This is a genomic window from Flavobacterium sp. 2755, assembly GCF_031455715.1.
Classification (GTDB): Bacteria; Bacteroidota; Bacteroidia; order Flavobacteriales; family Flavobacteriaceae; genus Flavobacterium.
Genome location: NZ_JAVDTG010000007.1, coordinates 150,363 through 171,950, shown reverse-complemented (window position 1 = coordinate 171,950; position 21,588 = coordinate 150,363). Strand labels below are relative to the sequence as shown.

12 protein-coding genes are annotated in these 21,588 nt (G+C 34.9%); 6 read left to right on the top strand and 6 right to left on the bottom strand.

Features of this window, described 5'->3' with window-relative positions; genetic code table 11:
* Positions 1–25: 25 nt before the first annotated feature.
* The 5 genes from J2Y38_RS16955 to J2Y38_RS16935 all read right to left on the bottom strand — a co-directional run bounded on the left by J2Y38_RS16955 (position 26) and on the right by J2Y38_RS16935 (position 8,930).
* Positions 26–4,117 carry a two-component regulator propeller domain-containing protein gene (locus J2Y38_RS16955; protein ID WP_309844803.1) on the bottom strand — a complete coding sequence of 1,364 codons (4,092 nt, stop codon included), beginning with the start codon at positions 4,115–4,117 and terminating at the stop codon, positions 26–28.
* Between the two features lie 334 nt (positions 4,118–4,451).
* The gene (locus tag J2Y38_RS16950) at positions 4,452–6,083 is read right to left on the bottom strand and encodes a DUF4955 domain-containing protein (RefSeq protein WP_309844802.1); all 1,632 of its coding nucleotides are present in this window, start codon (positions 6,081–6,083) and stop codon (positions 4,452–4,454) included.
* Positions 6,084–6,391: 308 nt separating this feature from the next.
* On the bottom strand, positions 6,392–7,576 hold the full coding sequence (gene uxuA / locus J2Y38_RS16945; RefSeq protein ID WP_309844801.1) for a mannonate dehydratase: 1,185 nt from the start codon (positions 7,574–7,576) through the stop codon (positions 6,392–6,394).
* Between the two features lie 29 nt (positions 7,577–7,605).
* Complete coding sequence (locus tag J2Y38_RS16940; RefSeq protein WP_309844799.1) at positions 7,606–8,418, bottom strand: SDR family oxidoreductase; 813 nt, start codon at positions 8,416–8,418, stop codon at positions 7,606–7,608.
* A gap of 62 nt (positions 8,419–8,480) precedes the next feature.
* Positions 8,481–8,930, bottom strand: coding sequence for a YhcH/YjgK/YiaL family protein (locus J2Y38_RS16935; protein ID WP_256635237.1), 450 nt, complete (start codon positions 8,928–8,930; stop codon positions 8,481–8,483).
* 190 nt (positions 8,931–9,120) lie between these two features.
* On the opposite strand from J2Y38_RS16935, the gene J2Y38_RS16930 reads away from it, so the two are divergent.
* Positions 9,121–10,152 (top strand): LacI family DNA-binding transcriptional regulator, encoded by a 1,032-nt coding sequence (locus J2Y38_RS16930; RefSeq protein ID WP_309845085.1) that lies wholly within the window; start codon positions 9,121–9,123, stop codon positions 10,150–10,152.
* Between the two features lie 103 nt (positions 10,153–10,255).
* On the opposite strand, the gene J2Y38_RS16925 is transcribed toward J2Y38_RS16930, so the two are convergent.
* A complete protein-coding gene (locus tag J2Y38_RS16925) occupies positions 10,256–11,425 on the bottom strand; it encodes a DUF4861 family protein (protein WP_309844796.1) in 1,170 nt (389 codons plus the stop codon).
* Between the two features lie 166 nt (positions 11,426–11,591).
* On the opposite strand from J2Y38_RS16925, the gene J2Y38_RS16920 reads away from it, so the two are divergent.
* From J2Y38_RS16920 to J2Y38_RS16900, 5 genes are all read left to right on the top strand, one after another.
* Positions 11,592–12,515, top strand: coding sequence for a DUF4440 domain-containing protein (locus J2Y38_RS16920; protein ID WP_309844794.1), 924 nt, complete (start codon positions 11,592–11,594; stop codon positions 12,513–12,515).
* 68 nt (positions 12,516–12,583) lie between these two features.
* On the top strand, positions 12,584–13,051 hold the full coding sequence (locus J2Y38_RS16915; RefSeq protein WP_073489242.1) for an NUDIX domain-containing protein: 468 nt from the start codon (positions 12,584–12,586) through the stop codon (positions 13,049–13,051).
* Positions 13,052–13,141: 90 nt separating this feature from the next.
* The gene (locus J2Y38_RS16910; RefSeq protein ID WP_309844789.1) at positions 13,142–13,780 is read left to right on the top strand and encodes an HAD family hydrolase; all 639 of its coding nucleotides are present in this window, start codon (positions 13,142–13,144) and stop codon (positions 13,778–13,780) included.
* A 484-nt stretch (positions 13,781–14,264) separates the two neighbouring features.
* Positions 14,265–17,195, top strand: coding sequence for a triple tyrosine motif-containing protein (locus J2Y38_RS16905; RefSeq protein WP_309844787.1), 2,931 nt, complete (start codon positions 14,265–14,267; stop codon positions 17,193–17,195).
* Between the two features lie 431 nt (positions 17,196–17,626).
* Positions 17,627–21,583: a family 16 glycosylhydrolase gene (locus tag J2Y38_RS16900; RefSeq protein ID WP_309844784.1), complete on the top strand. Its 3,957-nt coding sequence runs from the start codon at positions 17,627–17,629 to the stop codon at positions 21,581–21,583.
* Positions 21,584–21,588 lie beyond the last annotated feature (5 nt).

Genomic DNA, 21,588 nt, shown 5'->3' with positions numbered 1-21,588 from the left:
TTAAGCCCTAAAAACAGTGGGATTTTTAAAATACGACAGTAGATTTATAAAATTTGTCGGAATATTGCGACGGAGTTTCTCCGTATCTTTTTTGAAAGCATTTGCTAAAGTATTTCGGATTGTTAAAGCCTACTTTATAACTAATTTCTGAAACGTTTAATTTGTTTTGTTCCAATAACTGAGCGGCGCGTTTTAACCTGATTTCATGAATGAATTCGTTTGGCGTAAAATTCGTCCACGCTTTTACTTTTAAGAATAACATGGTGCGGCTTACACCTAATTCTGAACAGAAAAACGGAATATCAAATTGTTCGTTCGAAATATTATCTTCTACAATTTTAAAAGCCTTTTTCAATAATTCTTCATCCAGAGAAGAAACCGTAATTTCTGAAGGAATAAAACTGTCTTCACTTGAGAACTTAAGTTTTAAACGCTCGGTTGAGTTTAAAAGATTTTTAACACGTAGCCTGAATTCCATTAAATTAAATGGTTTACTGATATAATCATCGGCACCGCTTTCTAAACCTTCAAATTTATATACTAATGAAGATCTCGAAGTCAGCAAAATAACCGGAATATGACTCGTTTTTAAGTTTTCTTTTATTTTAGAACAAAGTTCAGTTCCCACCATTTCAGGCATAATAACATCGCTGATAATCAAATTCGGAACAAATTTTAAAGCCTTTTCAAAAGCAATTTTTCCATTTTCGGCTTCAATAATATTATAATCTTTTTTGAGCAGGTTTTTCATGAACTTTCTCAAAACCTTATGATCTTCAACAAGCAGAATGGTTTGCTTTTCTTCATTAACAATTAAATCCTCAATGTCTTCATTTTCTATAGTTTCCGAAGGTTCAAGCTGCGCCGTGTATTGCGCAATATCATCGCTGATTTTAAAATCAGGAATAATCTCGCTGTCTAAAAGATGTTCACGCCCAAGCGGAAGCGTCACTTTAAAAATAACACCGCCCGAAGTTTTATTGGTAACATCGATTGTTCCTTTATGCAGTTTGACAATATTTTTTACAATAGAAAGCCCAATTCCGGTTCCTTTATTGTAATTTTTCTGAACCTGATTATGCGTTGGCACTTCAAAAAACAAATCAAAAATTTTATCAATATGTTCTTCTGAAATTCCTACTCCCGAATCTTCCACAGCAATAAAAAGATTTTCGTGATCGTGATTTATTTTAATATTGATAGTTCCGCCTTTTGGCGTATATCGAAACGCATTCGAAATCAAATTATAAAATACACGCTCTAATTTATATCGATCAAAATAAACCGATATTTCTTCATCCGAAGTTTCAAAAGTATAATCGTAACCGCCGTCTTTGGCATATTCTATAAACGATAAAAAGATTTCTTTGGTAAATTTCACAATATTTCCGTTAGCAGATTCTAATGTAACCTGATCATTCTCCAATTTTCTGAAATCCATTAAACGATTAATTAAGCTTAAAAGATGATTCCCGCTTCCTTCAATTACCAAAAGCTTTTTGTACATTTCGTTCGTTCCGTTATAATCCGCCAGAATTTGCTGCAAAGGCCCTAAAATCAACGTTAAAGGCGTTCTAAATTCATGCGAAATATTAGTGAAGAAATCTAGTTTTGCACGGTTATTTTCTTCAATACGTTTCGTTTCAAGATATTCCAGTTCTAATTTCTGTTTCAATCTCGCTTTCGATTTCATGATCCAGATCAAACCGTATAAACCTAAACCAATAATAATTCCGTACAATAAAAACGCCCAGATACTGCGCCACGGAGCCGGATTTACAACAACCGTAAGCGTTGCCGGAGTTTTGTTCCAAACGCCATCGTTGTTTGCACCGCGGACTTCAAAAACATAAGTTCCGGGATTTTGAATCGCAAAATTAGCTTCGGCATTTTTAGTCGTTGTCCAGTTATTTTCCAATCCAATTAATCGATAACTGTATTGATTGTTTTTTGATCGAATGTAATTTGGAATCGCAAAGTTTATCGAGAAATTAGCTTTATCATAATCCAGCGTTATGGTTTGTGTAAAACCAATGCTTTTTTCTAAAATCCCGTCTTCATCACTTGGACTTACGGTTTCGTTTTTGATTTTTAAATCTGTAATTAAAACCTGAGGCGCATATTGATTTAGGGAAATTTTTGCAGCATCAAAATAAGTTGCTCCAGACGGACTTCCGAAATAAAATTGATTGGAATCTAATTTTAAAGCCGAATTATCATTGAATTCATTGCTCGCCAAACCGTCTTTTTGATCATAAATTACAATATTTTTTTTCGTTGTATTGTATTTGATAATTCCCAAATTAGTGCTGATCCATAGGTTTTTATCATCATCTTCTAAAATAGAATGAATAGAGGTAATAACCGTATTTCCTACTTTAAGATTAATGTGAATGAATTTTTTTCCATCAAAATAATGAAGTCCTTTAGCTTTTGTTCCCACCCAGATTTTATGTTGAGAATCCTGAAACAAAGTCAAAATATCGTCGCCGGATAAAGCAGCATGATCATAAAAGAAATGCTGAATTTTATATTGCTGCGGATTGAAATTTTTAAGCGGAATTCGGTTTAAACCATTTTGAGTTCCAACCCAAACGTAATTTTGTTTGTCAACTAAAATAGTTCGAACAATATTATTGGTTAAAAAAACAGGTTTTGTATTGTCATTTCCAATAATTTGAAAGTTCTTATTTGCTGTATCGTAACGAATTAAGCCTTTTCCGAAAGTTCCAATCCATAAAACAGGACCTTCTGTTTTAAGCGAATAAACACCGCTTTCTTTCAATAATGTCAATAAATCTGAAGTAATTCGATTGTCTTCAATTCTTTTTGAAATCGTGTTGTAAGCTGATAAACCTTTGCTAAAAGTTCCAATCCACAAAATATGATCGTCAGAAAGGCACATCGATTTAATGTCGTTTTTATTGGCCTGACCCGTTTTACTGTTGATGTAACTTACAGCTTCGGTTTTATTGTTGTAAATAGTAATTCCGCCGCCTTCTGTTCCAAAATAAATATTATGATTTTTATCGGCAATAATCGAACTTACTACATCAAAACTCATCGGAATCTTTTTCGAATTTTGATTGTAATTAGAAAAATTGACATTTGAAACGTCCCAAAGATTCACACCTTTGTAATAACAGCCAATCCAGATCGAACCTTTTTTATCCATATAAACAGATTTTACTTTGTCGATTCCGTTGCTGTTATTGCTGTTGTTTATTTTTTGCAGATTCTTATCTTGTCCTAAAATATAAATTCCGTCATAAGCGCCAATCCATAAAGAACCTTGTTTGTCAATTATTAAAGATCGAATATCACTATTGATTTCGCTGAATTTCGCGGCATCTAAAAAAGGAACATAAGTTTTTTGTTTTTTATCGAATTTTAAAAGTCCTTTGTTTTTTGTTCCAACCCATAAATTACCCGTTTTATCTTCAATAACCGATTGTACCGTTAATAAATCAAAAGGGTTTAACGGATAGTTTTTAAACGAAAATTTACTGCCTTTTCTGCTTGTCAACTGGCATAAACCTTTTGTAGTTCCAATCCAGATTTCACCTTTTTTAGTTTTTACAATACTTAAAATATTATTGCTGGGAAGTGTTGAAGTATCTGTATCTGAATGAAAAACCGAAGTAAAATTCCCAGTACTTTTATTCAAAATTGTCAGCCCTTTTGAAGTTCCAAACCACATTTCGCTGCCAATTTCTTTAATCGTCCAAACCGCATTATTGCTTATCGTATGATTGGCTTTGGTATGCAGATATCGGGTAAATTTGCCAGAAACAGGATCATAACAATTTAAACCATTGTAAGTTCCAACCCAGATTTTTCCCAAATTGTCTTCAACAATTGCCAAAATATCATTGTTGCTGATGGAAGATTTATCGTTGACATCATTCCTGAAAATCGTAAATCGGCTGCCGTCGTATTTATTCAGTCCGTCGCGCGTACCAAACCACATCTGCCCAAGTTTATCCTGATGTATGGCAATAACAGAACTCTGCGAAAGTCCGTCGGTGGTAGAAATATTTTTAAGGCGGTATTTATTTTGGGAAAACATATTTCCGAAAATAAGTACAGTTACGAGAAAAGCTACTTTATACTTCATAGCATTTAAGTTTTAGTGAAGAATTGTTTTTTTGCCACAGATTTTACAGATTAAAATGATTTTTTTATAGCCACGAATTCACGAATTATTAAAAAGAATTTAATTCAAAAAATTCGTGAATTCGTGGCTAATCTTTGCGTACAGAAATAATCCTTTTAATCTGTGAAATCTGTGGCTAGATATTTAAACACATAGAAACATAGATTTTTCTTTTTATAAAAGGCAATCAAAAAAACTTGTTTTTCACACATAGCTTACCGCAAAAGCTATGATTGTTAATGCAAGTGAAACGCCTTTTTTACGTTCCAAAAAACTATGTTTCTATGTGTTTAAATTATTTTTTTAAGCGTTTGTTTAATTGATAATCATACAGCGACGGGATTTTTTCTATCGGCGTGTTTAAAAATTCAATATAGGGATCGACGTCGTATTTGATTTCAAATTTTGTATTTCCGTGTACGCCAATGATTCTGGCAAAAGCACCGTCTTTCATTCCGTATAATAAAACCGGTTTTGACTGATCTGGATTTTCGACCTGAACATTTAAATTCCAAAACGTACTGAAAGGCCCATGCGAAGGTTTCCAATAATCAGCGCCGCCGCCGCCAAATAAAAAATAACTATTGTTTTTATCAGCCGTAATATGAACCGTGATATTATCAAATAGATTTTGATGATTCGCTCCCGAATGCTGATCTAAAAGCGCATCGGCAAATATTTCACAATCCTGATATACATTTTTAGTAGAAAAAGTATTGAAACTCAACGGATGAACCGCTTTATTGTAGATTTTAAGATTCTTCACCAAAACATTATGAACGCCACCTAAAGTTACCGTATAATGCGACAAATGCGGTCCATCGGTAATAATATTCTGAACCGTAACATTTGAGATTTCTTCGCCTAAAATACCGCTGTCGGCATTTGTGATTTTTACATCATTCACCCAGCTGTTAAAAAGACGGGTCAGGAAAATAGCATTATTTCCCGGTTCAACATGATGCGCCACTCTCGGAATATCAGGAAAAGTAAAACGAAGATGTTCAATTCCTACTTCGTTTAAATGTTTCCATTCTACCAATTGCGCCTGATAACTAGGTTTTATCGAAATTGTCAAAGGTGTTTTAATCGTAATTTTTGAATTTGAAATCTTCACAATTTCAACCTGTTGTCTCACAATAGGAAGTTTTGGAAACTGCCAGTGATGCGAACCCGGTTTTACTTTTGCACCCTGATATAAATCTTTAATAATTTCGCCATTTTCACCATCTTTATTAAACAATTGTAATTCGACGATATCACCAACTTTTAGATTTTTTACATCAGAAACATTGATTGTAAATTCTCCCATTTTTCCAGAACTCACTTTCGCCAAAACATTAGAATCCGGTTCATATTTATCCAAATAAGATTTCACACGTTCACCCGGAATTTGTGTCCAGATAAAACCGCCAGACCACGCATATTGCGAGAAAGGCAAATCAACATTATTTTCAGGTTCACGTTGTCTTTTGTCAAAAGTGGTTAAGTATTCACGAAGTTCCGCCAGAGATTCAGGATCTTTAAGATACATCATTGGTCTTGGGCAGTAAATTTCAGTTCCATTTTCGCCTGAACCTGCACCGCGAAGAACAAAATTACTTCTTTCGATATAGACAATTTCACTCAGAATAATTTTGCCTTGAGGTAATTGTAAAATAACATTTCCGTCAACAGCATTGGCTGCTTTTAAAGCCTTCAATAAAGCTTTTGAATCGTCTAAATTATCATTTGCTTTTACGCCAAAATCAACAGCATTTATAATTTTTCCGTTAGCTTCAGGAATTTGGCTTTCGCCGAAATGATATCCCGCAAAACTAAAATCAGGAAGATAATCTGTTTTTGAAGTAATAATTTTAGGTATTTCCTGAGCCAATACAGCGTTCATAAAAAGGCTGCAGGATATAAGGATAGTTTGGCGAATCATGGTTTTGTGGTTTTTGTGGTTAGTTAGTTTTATTGTGGGATTTGCCACGAAGGCGCTAAGGCACAAAGTTTTTTTCTTTTTTCTTTCACGCAGATTTACTCTCATTTTTGTCATCCTGACGAAGGAAGGATCTTCGCAAGCAGCTCTACAAAGATTGACTATTTTCATTACGGAGCTTCTTGCGAAGATTCCTTGTTCCTCGGAATGACAATTCTACCTTTAAAACTTTGCGTCTCTGCGACTTTGCGAGACTAAAAACATAAAGTTTTAAAAAACCTTCGCGCCTTAGTGCCTTCGTGGCAAACCCATTATATAGATCGCTTAATCCCTAATTCAAGTCCTCGTAACTCTGCAAGACCTCGTAAACGCCCAATTGCAGAATAGCCCGGATTTGTTTTTTTCTTTAAATCATCCAGCATTTGATGTCCGTGATCAGGTCGCATTGGCAATTTGGTTTTATTTCTTTTCTCTACTTCCAAAATTGCTTTTACAACTTCGTACATATCAACATCACCTTCAAGATGATTTGCTTCGTAGAAACTTCCTTCTTCATCTCGCTGTGTACTTCTTAAATGAATAAAATTCATTTTATCACCGTGACGTCTCACAATTCCCGGTAAATCATTATCTGCTCTTACGCCGTACGAACCCGTACACATAGTAAATCCGTTTGATTTAGAAGGCGCAGCATTCATTAATTCAATCAAATCTTCCTCCGTACTAACAACTCTTGGTAAACCTAAAATCGGGTAGGGCGGATCGTCTGGATGAATTGCCATCAAAACACCTTTACTTTCTGCAACCGGAATAATCTGTTGTAAAAAGAAGAATAAATTATCTTTTAAAGCTTGTCTGTCAATATGATGGTAACCACTTAATGTAATTAGAAAATCTTCAACAGAATAAGCTTCTTCAGCACCCGGAAGTCCAGCCAGAATATTTTGTTGCAGTTTTACTTTATCTTCATCCGTCATAGCCTGAAAATAGCTTTTGGCTTTTTGGGTCTGTTCTGCAGTATATTCTTTTTCTGCACCCGGTCTTTTCAAAATGAATAATTCAAAAGCCGCAAAAGCATTTATATCAAAACGTAAAGCTTTCGAGCCATCTTCAACTGTATAAGACAAATCCGTTCTTGACCAGTCTAAAACCGGCATGAAATTATAACACACACATTTGATGCCGCATAAAGCCAGATTGCGAATGCTTTCCTTATAATTTTCAATGTATTGAAGATAATTTCCCGTTTGTTTTTTAATGTCTTCGTGTACCGGAATACTTTCTACAACCGACCAAGTCAAACCCGAAGCCCCTTTTTTAGGATCTCCGTTTTCGTGTTCAATCTCTACTTTTCGTTTAATAATTTCTTCAATGCTCCAAACTTCTCCGTTTGGAATATGGTGTAAAGCCGTTACGATTCCGGTTGCTCCGGTTTGTGCAATATCTTGTAAAGAAACAGGATCATTTGGTCCGAACCATCTTAATGTTTGTTCCATTTTAATTTATGTTTTTTTAGAATTATTTTTTAAATGCTTGTTGCGGCAAAACCTCCGTCAACTTTTAAGATTGTTCCCGTTACAAATTTTGACATGTCGCTGCATAAAAATAAAAGTGCACCATCAATATCTTCCGGAGTTCCAAATCTTCCCATTGGCGTATGATCGATAATTTTTTCGCCTCTTGGAGTCAATTTTCCTTCTGGAGTTAATAATAAAGCACGGTTTTGTTCTCCAATAAAAAATCCTGGTGAAATGGCATTTACACGAATTCCTTCGCCGTATTTTTGTGCTAATTCAACTGCCATCCATTGTGTAAAGTTGTCGATTGCCGCTTTTGAAGCCGAATAACCTACAACTCTGGTTAAAGGTCTTTGTGCCGATGCCGATGAAATATTGATAATGTTTCCTGATTTCTGTTTCGCAAAAAGCTCCGCAAAAACCTGAGTTGGAAGCATAGTTCCAATGATATTCAAATCGACAACTTTTTGTAAATCATCTGTTTTCATATCATATATGGCCTGATCCGGCTGAATCGTTGCGCCCGGCATATTTCCGCCTGCTGCATTAATAAGGATATCTAAACGACCGTATTTATCAACGATAAAGTCTTTTGCTTTTTCTAATTCTTCTTTGCTTAAAACATTTGCCTGAATCGCAAATCCTTGTCCGCCATTTGCTTCTATATCCTTTACAGTTTTGTTTGCTTTTTCAATCGATTGAGAAACAATCCCCACAATTACGCCTTGTTTTGCCAAAACATTTGCAAAGTTGCTTCCTAATACTCCGGCACCGCCTGTTATAAGTGCAATTTTTCCTTTTAGATTAAATATTGAATCCATTCTTATTTTTATGATTTATAATTTTTTTGAACCTGAAACTTGAAACCTGAAACTTGAAATTTTTATATCTTAACTTTAAATACCAGTTTTTTCAAAAAACCTTCGCCAATCATCGCGGCATGGACATCTTCGGGAAATAAAATAGCAAATTGTTTTTCCTGAAGTTCAAAAAACATATCCGGTTTATCATGAAAAAAACGAACATCTCTTTCGTCGCTGTAATCACCGTTTGGGCTGACACATTTTTCTCTTGGTTTCCATGCAAAAGTTTCAGGGCCTTGTATTGAAATCTGAATGTCAATGTTTTTATCGTGGCATTCAAAGCCTTTAATACTTTCTTCTCTCGTACTTCCGTCGCCGTGAATTACGATTAGTTTTAAGCCTTCATTAATTTCTATAGTTCCCGCTTCAAGATTTGCAATATCAGTTTGATTTACATACTCAAAAGCTTTTTGAAAATTAGGATGCAGACTATAATATTTAGCTGCATTATGTAATGAATCTACAATCATTGGGTAAAGTTTTGTTTTGGTTTTCGAAATAATAATATAAAAATTGTTTGCCGTTTTTATATTATGTGTATTTTTACGTGTACGCACACGGTATTTTACAAATGTATGTAAATTGTAATGTAAAACAACTTATTTTTGCTAAAAAAAATAATTTATACCAAAGAGCTTTTATTATTTTAACTAAAAAAGAATCAATATCATAACAATTAAAAAAATTGCCGAATTAGCCAATGTTTCGCCCGGAACTGTTGACAGGATTATACATAATCGCGGTCAGGCTGCACAGGAAACTGTAGATAAAGTCAATGCTATAATTGAAGAATTTGGCTATAAACGAAATATTCTCGCCAGTAATCTGGCCTTAAATAAGAAGTTTCATTTTGCGGTTTTTCTTCCTAAATATGAAAAATTAGAATATTGGAGAAGCCAGGTTGAAGGTATAGAGAAAGCTGCTTTGGAATTTAGCAAATTCGGAATCGTTCTGGATTATTTCTTTTACGATTTTAATGCCGCTTCTTTTAAGGAATCAGTCAAAAAAGTGTTGGAGTTCGATTGTGACGGATTATTATTCGCGCCAATATTTTATGAAGATTCCGTTCAGTTTTTAAATGAATACAAAAAGAAAAATATTCCGGTTGTGATGATCGATTCGAATATTTCGAATGAAGATGATCATGCTTATGTAGGTCAGGATGCTTTTCAGAGCGGTTATCTGGCCGGAAGATTAATCAGTTTTGCGGTAAAAAACGAAAGACATGTTTTGATTTTTAAGATTACCCGTGAAATAGAAAGTACATCGGTTTACTTACAGCGAATTGACGGATTTTATTCTTTCTTTAAAGGAAATGAAGAACTTACGAATTTTAAGTTTTCAGAAGTTACCATTAAAGATTCGGGAATCGATCAAATGAATTTGGAGATGTTTTCAGGAATCAGCAGTATTTTTGTACCGAATTCAAGGGCTTATATTGTTGCCAGATTTTTAGAACAAAACAATATAAAAGGCATCCGAATTATTGGTTACGATTTATTAAAGGAGAATATCGAATACCTAAACAAAGGCGTAATTGATTTTTTAATCAACCAAAGACCCGAAAGTCAGGGCTATATGGGAATCAATTATCTATATAAAAAACTGGTTCTTCAGGAAGATGCAGAACGCACACATTATATTCCCTTAGAAATTATCTTAAAGGAGAATTATTTTCCTGCTAGACGATAATTTTAATTGCCCACGGGTTTTACGGATTAAACTGATTGACGCAGATTATTTTAAAATAAACCAGTGTAAACCCGTTTAATCCGTAAAACCTGTGGGCTATATCTTATTTCTTAACCTTCACAATCAAAGGATTATTTACTTTTTCAGCAAAAGAAGTCAAATAGGTTTCCCATTCTTGTTTGGTTTGAAACGGACTTCCTTTTTTCCATCCAAAACCAACATAATAAATTGCTTTGTTGTTTTTAACCGAGATATCTCCATATAGGTTACTCAAATCTTTTTCATCGGTAACATGATTATCAAAACTCGTCAATGTGCCTTTTGGAGCGACTAAACCTAAACCAATTTCAGAATCGTCGATTGGTTCCCAGTAACTCAGCCAGCCATTTTTTAAATTAGTTCCAATAGTTCCTTTTTTCTCATGAAGCGTTATTCCGGCAGAAATAGTTTTAGTTCCCGTAATATTAATTTCAAAACGAGAAAACTGACTTCCATAATCTAAACTGATTAATTTTGATTCTGTTATTTTGTTTCCTTTTGCATCCCAATCAGCATATGTTAAAATAAAACTCGTTCTGATTGGCCCGGTTGTAATGGTTTTCCAGCTTACGAAATTCTTAGAAAAATAATATTTGCCATCCACTTTTACAGCAATTCCGCCAATTCCACGGCTGTCACCAACGTGAAAGTTATCCAAACCTTCGCCAGTATCTTTATGATACGTTCCCGTTCCGTTTGTTGCTTTTTCGTACCATTTATTGATAATAGGATAATCGACTCTTTTTAGCCAGGCGTCAATTCCGCTGGTTAAAGTTCCGCCTGCGATATTATCTTCAACCATTTTTTGAGCCACAGGCCCGTAAGTTCTAAACGCCACTTTATTGTTTTCCCACGCATAATCATCTGTTCGTTCCGGAACAAATCTTGAATAACAACTCACAATTTTCGATGCCGAAGGATTAGTTCCAACAAAAATTTCAAAATCCTGTTTTGATGAAGCTTTTACTTTGGGTTGAAATAAAAGTACATCCGCTGTTCCGTCGCCGTCATTGTCTACGGTTTGGGTTTCTAAAAAGGAATTATTACTGATGTCTTTTACAGCATAATTTTCAAGTTTAGAATCTGCTGCTAATCCGAGTGATTTTTTTGTGAGTTCAACGGTTTCAAATTCTCTGTCAACTTTTAGATTATTGCTGACCGTTATGATTTTATTTTGAGCCTGAATGGTGAAACTTCCAGCCAGAATTGCGGTGAATAAAAAATGTTTTTTCAAAATATAATAGTTTTTAATTTTTTGCTTTTTTTATTTCATAAAAATACAAATCTAAACGGCACTACGAATACATAAAAGGAGTAATAATGTACAAATCGTTGATAATGAATTTTATATATGCATTTTTTTTCTACTTTTAAGAGATCAATTTAAATATTCTAAAAGCATGAAAAATAGATATTTATCGATTATGTTCTTCTTTTTGTTTTTTATGAATTTAGAAGGACAAACCATTAAGAATATGGAGCAGTTAAAAGAAAAACTAAAAACGGTTAACAGCCAGATAGCAGATTCTTTTTTGCATAATGACAGTACTATTATTATAAAGTATTATGATGATGCAGCGCCTGTTTGCATGCCCGAATATCATAAAGCCTTATATACAAAAGAAGATATAAAATCCTATTATCAGCAATGGCTTTCTAATTTTAAAATAAAAGCATATAAACGAGATATTTTTGAAGTTCAGCTGATTGATAATTACGGAATTGAAATTGGAACTTTCAATATTGATGCAGTAAACGATAAAGGCGGCGCACTGGTTTATGACGGAAAATATATGAATGTTTGGAAAATAGGAAAAGACGGTAAACTGACTTTAATATCAGAAATTTGGGGAGCAAACAAAGCAATTGACGGAACTAATTTCGCTTCCATAAAAACAAAAGAAAGCGATACGCCAAAACCTGTTGTAAAAAAGTCTTTAGAGGATGAAGTCAATAAACGAAATCAGCGTATTGCCGAACTTGTAACGAAAAGAGAAGGCGAAAAACACGCGGTTGAATTCTTTACAAAAGATGCTATTTACCTAACATACGATTCATCAATGTTTATTGGATTTGAAAATATAAAACCATATTTCGTTGAACACGAAAAACCAAATGGAGTTTCAATTGATTCCATATCTATTAAAGCAAGCAGAATTATTCCTGTAAAGAATTTTGTTATTGAGTACGGTTATTATTATGTCGATGTTTCGTGGGACAATAAAAAGGGAAGGGCAATTGTAACCGGAAAAAGCATTAATCTCTGGAAAAGGGATGAAAACGGAATACTAATGCTTTACCGTCAAATGGTTAACCATAATTAATCTCTGATATTCCAAAAAGTATAACGATATTTATAGACTAGATTTTTGAAAAAATAAATAACAGCCTCATGAAGAAACAAAGTGCCGGCATATTACTGTATAAATTTGTAGACAAGACTATTTTTTTCTTTCTGGTGCATCCGGGCGGGCCGCTCTGGAAAAACAAAGATTTAGAAAGCTGGTCGATTCCAAAAGGGGAGTTCACAGATGATGAAGATCCGCTTGACGCTGCTATACGCGAATTTAAGGAAGAAACGAGTTTTGAAGTCGATGGTGATTTTATTAAACTGGAATACGTAAAACTAAAATCGGGTAAAATTGTTCATGCCTGGGCGGTTGAATTTGACGTGGATGAAACTTTAATAAAAAGCAACGATTTTGAAATGGAATGGCCGCCGAAATCCGGAAAATTAGAAAGTTTTCCCGAAGTTGACAGAGGCGAATGGTTTCAAACTGCCGAAGCTTTAAAGAAAATAAATCCCGCACAAGCCGATTTTATAATTCAGATGGTTTCTAAAATTTCGGCTACGTTATAAATCAAAAGTAGTTTTTGAATTAATTTTTTGTAATTTCCATTTTGGTCATCTGATGAATTTATCAGATTAATTAAAAGTTTAAAATAAGATATGGAAGTTAAAGGTATTATTTTCGATTGTGATGGAGTTTTAGTCGATACAGAAAAAATTGGTAACGGAATTCTGCTCGAAATGGCAGCAGAACATGGTTTTGAAATGGAACTTGAAGATGCTTACCGCAATTTTAACGGCCGCAATTTAAAAGACTGTTTCCGACATATCGAAGAAGCTATCGATCAAAAACTTCCCGAATCTTTTGAATCAGATTACCGCCAGAAAAGTTTCGAGGCTTTTAAAACGCAGGTGAAACCAATGGAAGGTGTAGTTTCGTTTATCGAGAAATTAAAGATTCCGTATTGTGTAGCTTCAAGCGGGCCAGTTGATAAAATCAGATTAAATCTTGAGGTTGCTGGTTTACTGGATAAATTCGAAAATAAAATATTCAGTTCCTACCAAATCAGCAGTTGGAAACCAGATCCGGGAATCTTTTTATTTGCTGCAAAAGAAATGGGTTTTGATGTAAAAGAATGTGTTGTTTTAGAAGATAGTAAAGCGGGTGTAAAAGCTGGCGTAAGCGGCGGCTTTAAAGTGTACGGTTTTGCCAATGGTTATAATAATGATGATTTAGAGGAAGAAGGCGCGATTCTATTTCATAGTTATGAAGAGTTGAGTGCTTTACTTGGAGTTTAGTTGTTTCAGGTTTCAAGTTTCAGGTTTTTGCAGGGCGGGGCTTCGACTTCGCTCAGCCTGACATGGCGAGAGATTAAGTTATTTAAGTTGTCAGCCTGAGCGAAGTCGAAGGCACACAAAGTAGATCGACAAAGATTGGTCTTTGCGAGGAACGAAGCAATCTCACGTGCTAAATCAATTGGTGTTCTTTGTTAGTGTGGTTGCTTCGTTCCTCGCAATGACAATACTGTGACGCACAAAGTTTTTGAAATTTTCCTCTTACAATTACTAATTTGTTTGATTAAATTGTAATTTGTTGCATTAAAATAAATTTTTATATATTTGAATTTCGACATTCTCTATTTTGGTTTGATAATAATGAATAATTGTTATTGATACATTTAAAAAATGAATGTTTTTTGCCTGGAAAATGGCTTTCCCCAAGAGTCAATTTCCTAAAATGTGATTCCCAAAAATCACACAATAACCTACAGACAGAAACAAAATGACGAAATGTATAATTAGAATTTTAGTTTTATCGATAATACTCGTTCCTCCAATTGTAAAGGCGCAGATTAAAAAAATTGGAGTTCCTTTTATAACCAATTATAATCCGAAAACGTACAAAGCCGCTTCAGAAAACTGGGATGTTTTACAGGATTCTAAGGGAATGATGTTTTTTGCCAATCACTTCGGGATTATGCAGTTTGACGGTGTTCGCTGGAGCATTGTAACGCAGCCTGAAAACAAGAGTATGGTTCGTTCGCTCGCCATCGACAAAAAAGACAAAATGTATGTTGGCGCTCAGGGCGATTTTGGTTATGTCATTCAATTGCCAAACGGGCAGTACCAATACACCTCTTTAGTAAAATTACTTCCGGAATCGGCGCGAAATTTTGGTGACGTGGTGCATACCGTTATCCGAAATAACGAAGTGATTTTTTTCTCTTATGAAGAAATATTTATCTACAAAAACAATAAAATCAAGGTTGTAAAGTCTAATGTAAAATTTGATGATTTCTTTGAAGTCAATAAGGAAATCTATGTTTTGGATAATGCAAAAGGTTTATTGCAGTTAAAAAACAATGCATTAACGGCGATTACAAACAGTGATCAATTTGCCGGAATGAAGATTAGAAAAATCTTTCAAACTAAAAACGGACTTTTAGTACTGTCACAAAAAAATGGACTTTTTACTTTTAAAGATAATCAGCTAAAGCCATTTGTAACAGAAGCCGATAATGTTTTAAAACAAAATCAAATTTCTACAGGGATTCAGCTTTCTGATGGATATTTCGGAATTGGAACCCGACAATCGGGGTTGATAGTCATAGATGGTTCGGGACATTTGATTCAGCATATCAACAAACAAATGGGTTTGCAAAATGATTATGTAACTAATTTAAAGGTTGATAAAGAAGGTAATTTATGGGTTACGCTTAAGGAAGGAATTTCGCTGATTCAAATTTCTTCGCCTTTATCCAGAGTTTTAGATACTTCAAATTCAGAAACTAAAATATACTGCAGCCAGATTTATCAGGACAAATTATATATCGCGACAGACAATGGTTTGTTTTGGATGGATTGGCTTTCTTACAAAAACGGAAAACATGAAAATGCCAACTTTCAGCACGTTTCGGGAATGTCTGAAAATGTTTGGAATATTGGTGTTTTTGGAAACTCTCTTTTGGCTTTCGAAAAAAACGGAATCTTTGAAGTTTCCGGTAATTCGGCAAAATTATTGGCAAAAACAGATGGAGCTTGGAAAGGAATATTAGTTCCTAATCATCCGGATTTATTGATCGTTGGCGGTTATAACGGAATGTATCTTCTTAAAAAAATAAATAATACGTGGGTTTATCAAAATAAAATCAAAGGTTTTGAAGAAAGCAGCCGTGTTATCGAAACCGATAAAAACGGTGATTTCTGGATTGCTCACGGATACAAGGGAATTTATAAAATTCAGTTTAATAAAACATTTGATGCGGTTTCAAAAGTGGAATTTTACAATCAAAAGAATGGTTTCCCGTCGAGTTTGTTTCTGAATACTTTTAAAATTGATGATCAAATTCTTTTTGGAACAACAAAAGGAGTTTACAAACAAGATTCGCATTCGAAGAAAATGATTCCCGAACCCGTTTTTAAGAAATATCTTGGAATGGAAAATCATATTCGTTTATTAAAATCGGATAATCTGGATAATATCTGGTACGTATCTGGAGAAAACACAGGAAAAATAACTAAAAATCCAAATGGAAGTTTTGAGGTTGAAGAACTGCCTTTTAGAAAACTTCGTTATCTATACGTTCCGGGTTTTGAGAATATTCAAACGACAGCCAGCGGCGATGTGTTTTTTGGTACACAAGACGGTTTAATTCATTATAACACCATTAAAAACAAGCAGTATCAAACAAAATATAAAGCGGTAATTTCAGAGGTTAAATGTATTTTTCCGAAAGACAGTCTGCTATTTTCAAGCCGATTTGATGTGCTTCCAAATAAAACAAAAGAAGCGTGCGAAGAAATTTCAAATGTTTTATCGCATTCCCACAATGCACTTCATTTTTCTTTTTCATCACTTTTTTATGATGAAGCCGATGCGACAAAATACGAATATTGGCTGGAAGGTTTTGAACCAAAATGGTCAGAATATAGCCTTCAGACGGAAAAGGAATATACGAACTTACCTGAAAATGAATATGTTTTTCATGTAAGGGCAAAAAACATTTATGATGTGGTAAGTGAAGAAGCGGTTTTTCGCTTTGAAGTTTTACCGCCTTGGTACAGAACGATCTGGGCTTATATTTTGTATTTAATACTTTATAGTGTTGTCATTTATTTCATTATAAGATATCAAAAATCTCTGGCTGAGCGTGATCGCCAGCAATTGATCCTGAATCAGGAAAAAGAATTGCTTCGCAGCCGTGCAGAACTTAACGAACAAAGATTGACATTGGAACAAGAAAATATGGCCATTGTTCGCGAAAACCTTCAAACTACGATAAATCTTAAAAATGCTAAAGTTGCTTCGAATACCGTGAACCTTATTCATTTAAATGAAATCCTGCTTTCAATAAAAGAATTGATAGGGCAGATGGATAAGAAAAATGATCAGAATGTGAACTTTAGTTTATTGACCAAAATAAACAAATTAATCGATCACGAATTGCAGGGCGACAAACATTGGAACGAATTTGAGGAAATCTTCAATCAATTGCATGATAATTTTATGCAGAGGATGAAAACAACTTATCCGGAATTGACTCCACGCGATATGAGATTGTGTGCGTATCTGAGAATGAACTTTAATACAAAAGAAATTGCCCCGCTTTTAGGAATTTCTGTTCGCGGAGTGGAAGATACCCGATACAGAATTCGAAAAAAATTACAGCTTCCATCTGATGCAAATATCACAGAATTCATTCTAAATTTTTAGAAGATTATTTAAACACATAGGAACATAGTTTTGCTTTATCTATAAAAAAGGCGTTTCACTAGTTTAAGCAAACATAGCTATGTGTAAAAGCGAGCTTTTTTTATAATCTCAAATAATAAGCAAGAAGAAAATCTATGTTTCTATGTGTTTAAAATTTTCACGCCTTTAAAATCTCTTGCAGCTTTTTACAAACTTTACGATTAAGAATAACTTCTAAAAAACGGGATTTCATCTCGTAAGTAATATCCTAAGTAGTTTTACGCCTTTTTTCTTCATTTTTTTTAAATCACCGTAGTCAAACCGTACTCGAAAATGTAAGTGTAGCCTGATTTATTTGTTAATATTGTCGGATTATTATTAAAATAAGAACCCATTTCTGCAAAATAGGTTTTTGTAGCGGTAATAAACTTTACTAACAAAAAACTAAAAAAATGAATCAAAATGACTCTTTTTTCGGCCGACCACCGAAAGACAATTTCTATTATTTTAAGCGATTTTTGGCTGCGGCGATATTTGTGCTGCTGCCAATTTTGAATGTCCAGGCACAATGTAAAACATTGGTTTGGTCAGATGAATTTAACGGTACTACTGTCGACCTAACCAAGTGGCAGAGTATTTCAGGAAACGGTTGTCCGGCACTTTGCGGATTCGGAAATGCTGAGGCTCAGCGTTACGATCCAAATCAGGCGACAATTGTAAAAGAAGGAGCAAACAGTTATTTGAACATTCAGGCAAAATACGAGCCGAATGGCGCATTTCCTGATCAGCCTTACGCTTCTTCAAAATTAACTACAGAAGGAAAGTATTCCCTTAAATACGGAAGAGTTGAAGCCCGCATGAAGTTATCAAACGGACAAGGTGCATGGCCTGCGTTCTGGATGCTTCCGGTAGGAGGAAACTGGCCGTATACAGGTGAAATTGATATCATGGAAGCCAAACACAGAAACCCACAATCTGTAGATGGAACGATTCATTATGATGGAAACGGATATCATTTTACGGGAAGAAGTTATAGCTCTCCAACGGATTTATCTACAGACTTTCACGTGTATGCGGTAGAATGGGGACCAAATTTTATTAAATGGTATGTTGATGATGTTTTATTTCACACCGCAACTCCCAATACTACAGTAAACGGCGGATGGCCTTTTAACGATAATCAGTTTTATATCATTTTAAATCTGGCTGTTGGTAGTGCAGGAACGCCTTATACAAGTGTAAATGGGGCAGGAGTAGCTCCAGTTCCGGCTGATTTCCCTGCAAAATTGCAGGTAGATTATGTTCGTGTTTATGACGGAAGTTATAAATATGGCGTTGCCGGAGATGCAAAAGTGTATCAAAACGAAACAGGTAAAACGTATTCTATAAATGCTATTACTGGCGCAACCTACAATTGGACAGTTCCTGCGGGAGCAACAATTACGGCTGGGCAGGGAACAAATGCCGTAACTGTAAATTGGGGAACTGCAGGCGGAGATGTTTCGGTAACAGCAACAACTTCTGGCTGTACGGCAAATACATATAAATTGGCTGTAAAAACTGAACCTGCTATTCCGGTAGAGAAAATTCAGGAAGATTTTCAAACGAACAGAAATGTTGTTTACGGAAACAAAACGGGAGTTTTGACTGAAGCCGTAGCAAATCCTTCTGCAACCGGAATTAATACTTCGGCTTTGGTTGGAAGATATGTTCGTAACTCATCTGAATTGTACGATGTTTTCAATATCAAAAATGTAGTAATCAGCAATGCAAATGATTATGTATACGGAAGAAAAAGAATTTCTTTTGATTTGTATACTTCGGCTCCGGTTGGAACTAAAGTTTCATTGCAGTTAGAAAATAGCAATGTAACAACTGCGATAAATTATCCGTTAGGAAGACACAGCGGTTACAAAGCAACTACAACAGTTCAGAATAAATGGGAAACGATTGAGTTTGAATTCGAAAAAATTATCGATGCAAATACAAGCGCTTTAACGATTAATAATGTGGCTTTACTTTTTGAATCGAATTCAAATTCTGGCGCAACATATTATTTTGATAACCTGTTGACAAGAGCTACACCAGAAAAACCAATTGTTGCCACAGACGTATTGCAGAATTACGACGGCATCAACAAAATTATAAAAGGAACTACAACAGGAACTTATTCAGTTGTGGCAAATCCGGGTTCAAATGCTGTTAACTCGTCTGCAAATGTGGCGAGATATGTTAGAAATGTAACGGAACAATACGATGTACTTTTCTTTAACACACAAAGCACGATAGAAGATGCTGGTTTACTAAAAAATCAGACGAATAAAATCATGATCGATGTGTATACATCGGCGCCAATTGGTACGGTTGTAAGTTTGAATTTAGAAAACAGTGCAACTTCACTTCCTGCGAATTACCCAACGGGAAGAAACAGTAATTACGTTGCGATTACAACGAAACAAAACCAATGGGAAACCTTGACTTTTTATTTCAATTCAAGTCCAGATGCAGGAACTTCGAATTTGGCAGTAAACCAAATGGTTTTATTGTTTAACTCAGGTTCTTTTACAAGCGATACGTATTATTTTGATAATATCAGAATTGGAGCAACAAAACTTCCGGATACATTTACGCCTGGAGTTGTTTATGAAGATTATCAAACGGTTCACAATATTACATTTAGAGATGCTATCGGAACTTATACAGCAAACGTAGCAAACCCGAGTGCGACAGGAATTAATACATCTTCAAACGTTGGAAGATATGTTCGTAAGTCAACAGAATTATATGATAACTTCTCCTTCAATACGACTTTAACCAATATTGGAGATTTCAAAGCGGGAACTAAAAAATTCGCTATGGATGTATATACCTCTGCTCCGGTTGGATCTGTTATTTCATGGCAGGCAGAAAGCAGTGCTTCGGTTCCGTCAAATTATCCGGTAGGAAGACACAGTATTTATCAGGGAGTTGTAAAACAAACTAATACTTGGCATACGGTAACATTTACGTATGTAAGTACGCCAGACGCTTCGACTTTAGACAGCGAAGTAAACCGTTTTGTTTTCTTATATGAGCCGGGAACAAATTCTGGAAACACATATTATTTTGATAATTTAAGAGCTTTAAATTTAGTTTCGACAGAAACTCCAGTTGGATTACCTGCACCGTGGGTTAGTACAGATTTAGGTGCGGTAACACCAGCGGGAGAAGCAACACATTCTAGCGGAACTTTCACTATAAAAGGTTCTGGAACTGATATTTGGGAAACCAGCGATCAATTTCAATTTGTAAATCAATCTATTACTGGTGATGCCGAAATTATTGCCAAAGTAAATTCGTTAACAAATACCAATACATACGCAAAAGCGGGAGTAATGTTTAGAGAAACACTTACAGCAACTTCTAAACATGCTATGACAGATGTTACACCAGCTGCAGGCGTTGAGTTTTTATCAAGAAATGCTACTTCGGGAGTAACGGTTGCAGATGTTGCCGCGGGAACAGCTCCAAAATGGGTTCGTGTAGTGCGTGCAGGAAATGTATTTACTTCTTACACATCTGATAACGGTACAACGTGGACGCAACTTGGAACTCCAAAAACAATTACAATGGCGAATACCATTTATGTTGGAATGGCGGTTACTTCTCACGCAAACGGAACTTTAGGAACTGGAGTTTTCAGCGATGTTATTGTTAGAAATATTACGGCAAACCCGAATGTAAATTTAGCTTTGTCAAAAACGGCTACAGCTTCTACAGAAGAAAATGCAACATTGTCAGCCAGTAAAGCAACTGACGGAGACGGAACGGTTTCAAGATGGGCAAGTTCTTTTGCGAATGCTACCGAATGGATTTATGTTGATTTAGGAAGCAATTATAACCTTAATCGTGTAGTATTGAAATGGGAAGCAGCTTTTGCAACGCAATACAAAGTTCAGCTTTCTACAGATAACGTTTTTACCGAAAACGAAACTATCAACACACAAACTGCCAGCGATGGAGGAACAGATGATTTAACCGTAAGTGGAACAGGAAGATACCTGCGTATTTTATGTACAACAAAAGCTTTGGCTCCTTACGGATATTCATTATATGAAATCGAAGCGTATGGATCAGCTTCGGCAGCTAAAAAAGCGAATGTTATAGTTGAAGAAAGTGCTCCGGAAAGTGTTGTTTTTGCCATCTATCCAAATCCGGCAAATAACTATATTCAAGTTGCAATTCCTGAAAATTTAGACAACAAAATCATCACGATTTATGACAATTCAGGAACGCTGGTTCTTCAGAATAAACCGGAGAAAGAAGCAAGTGAAAGCGTAATTGATTTGAGCAGACTGACAAAAGGAATTTATATACTGAATTTCAAATCAGATCAAAAAAGCTGGACAAAAAAGCTAATTAAGAAATAATTAAA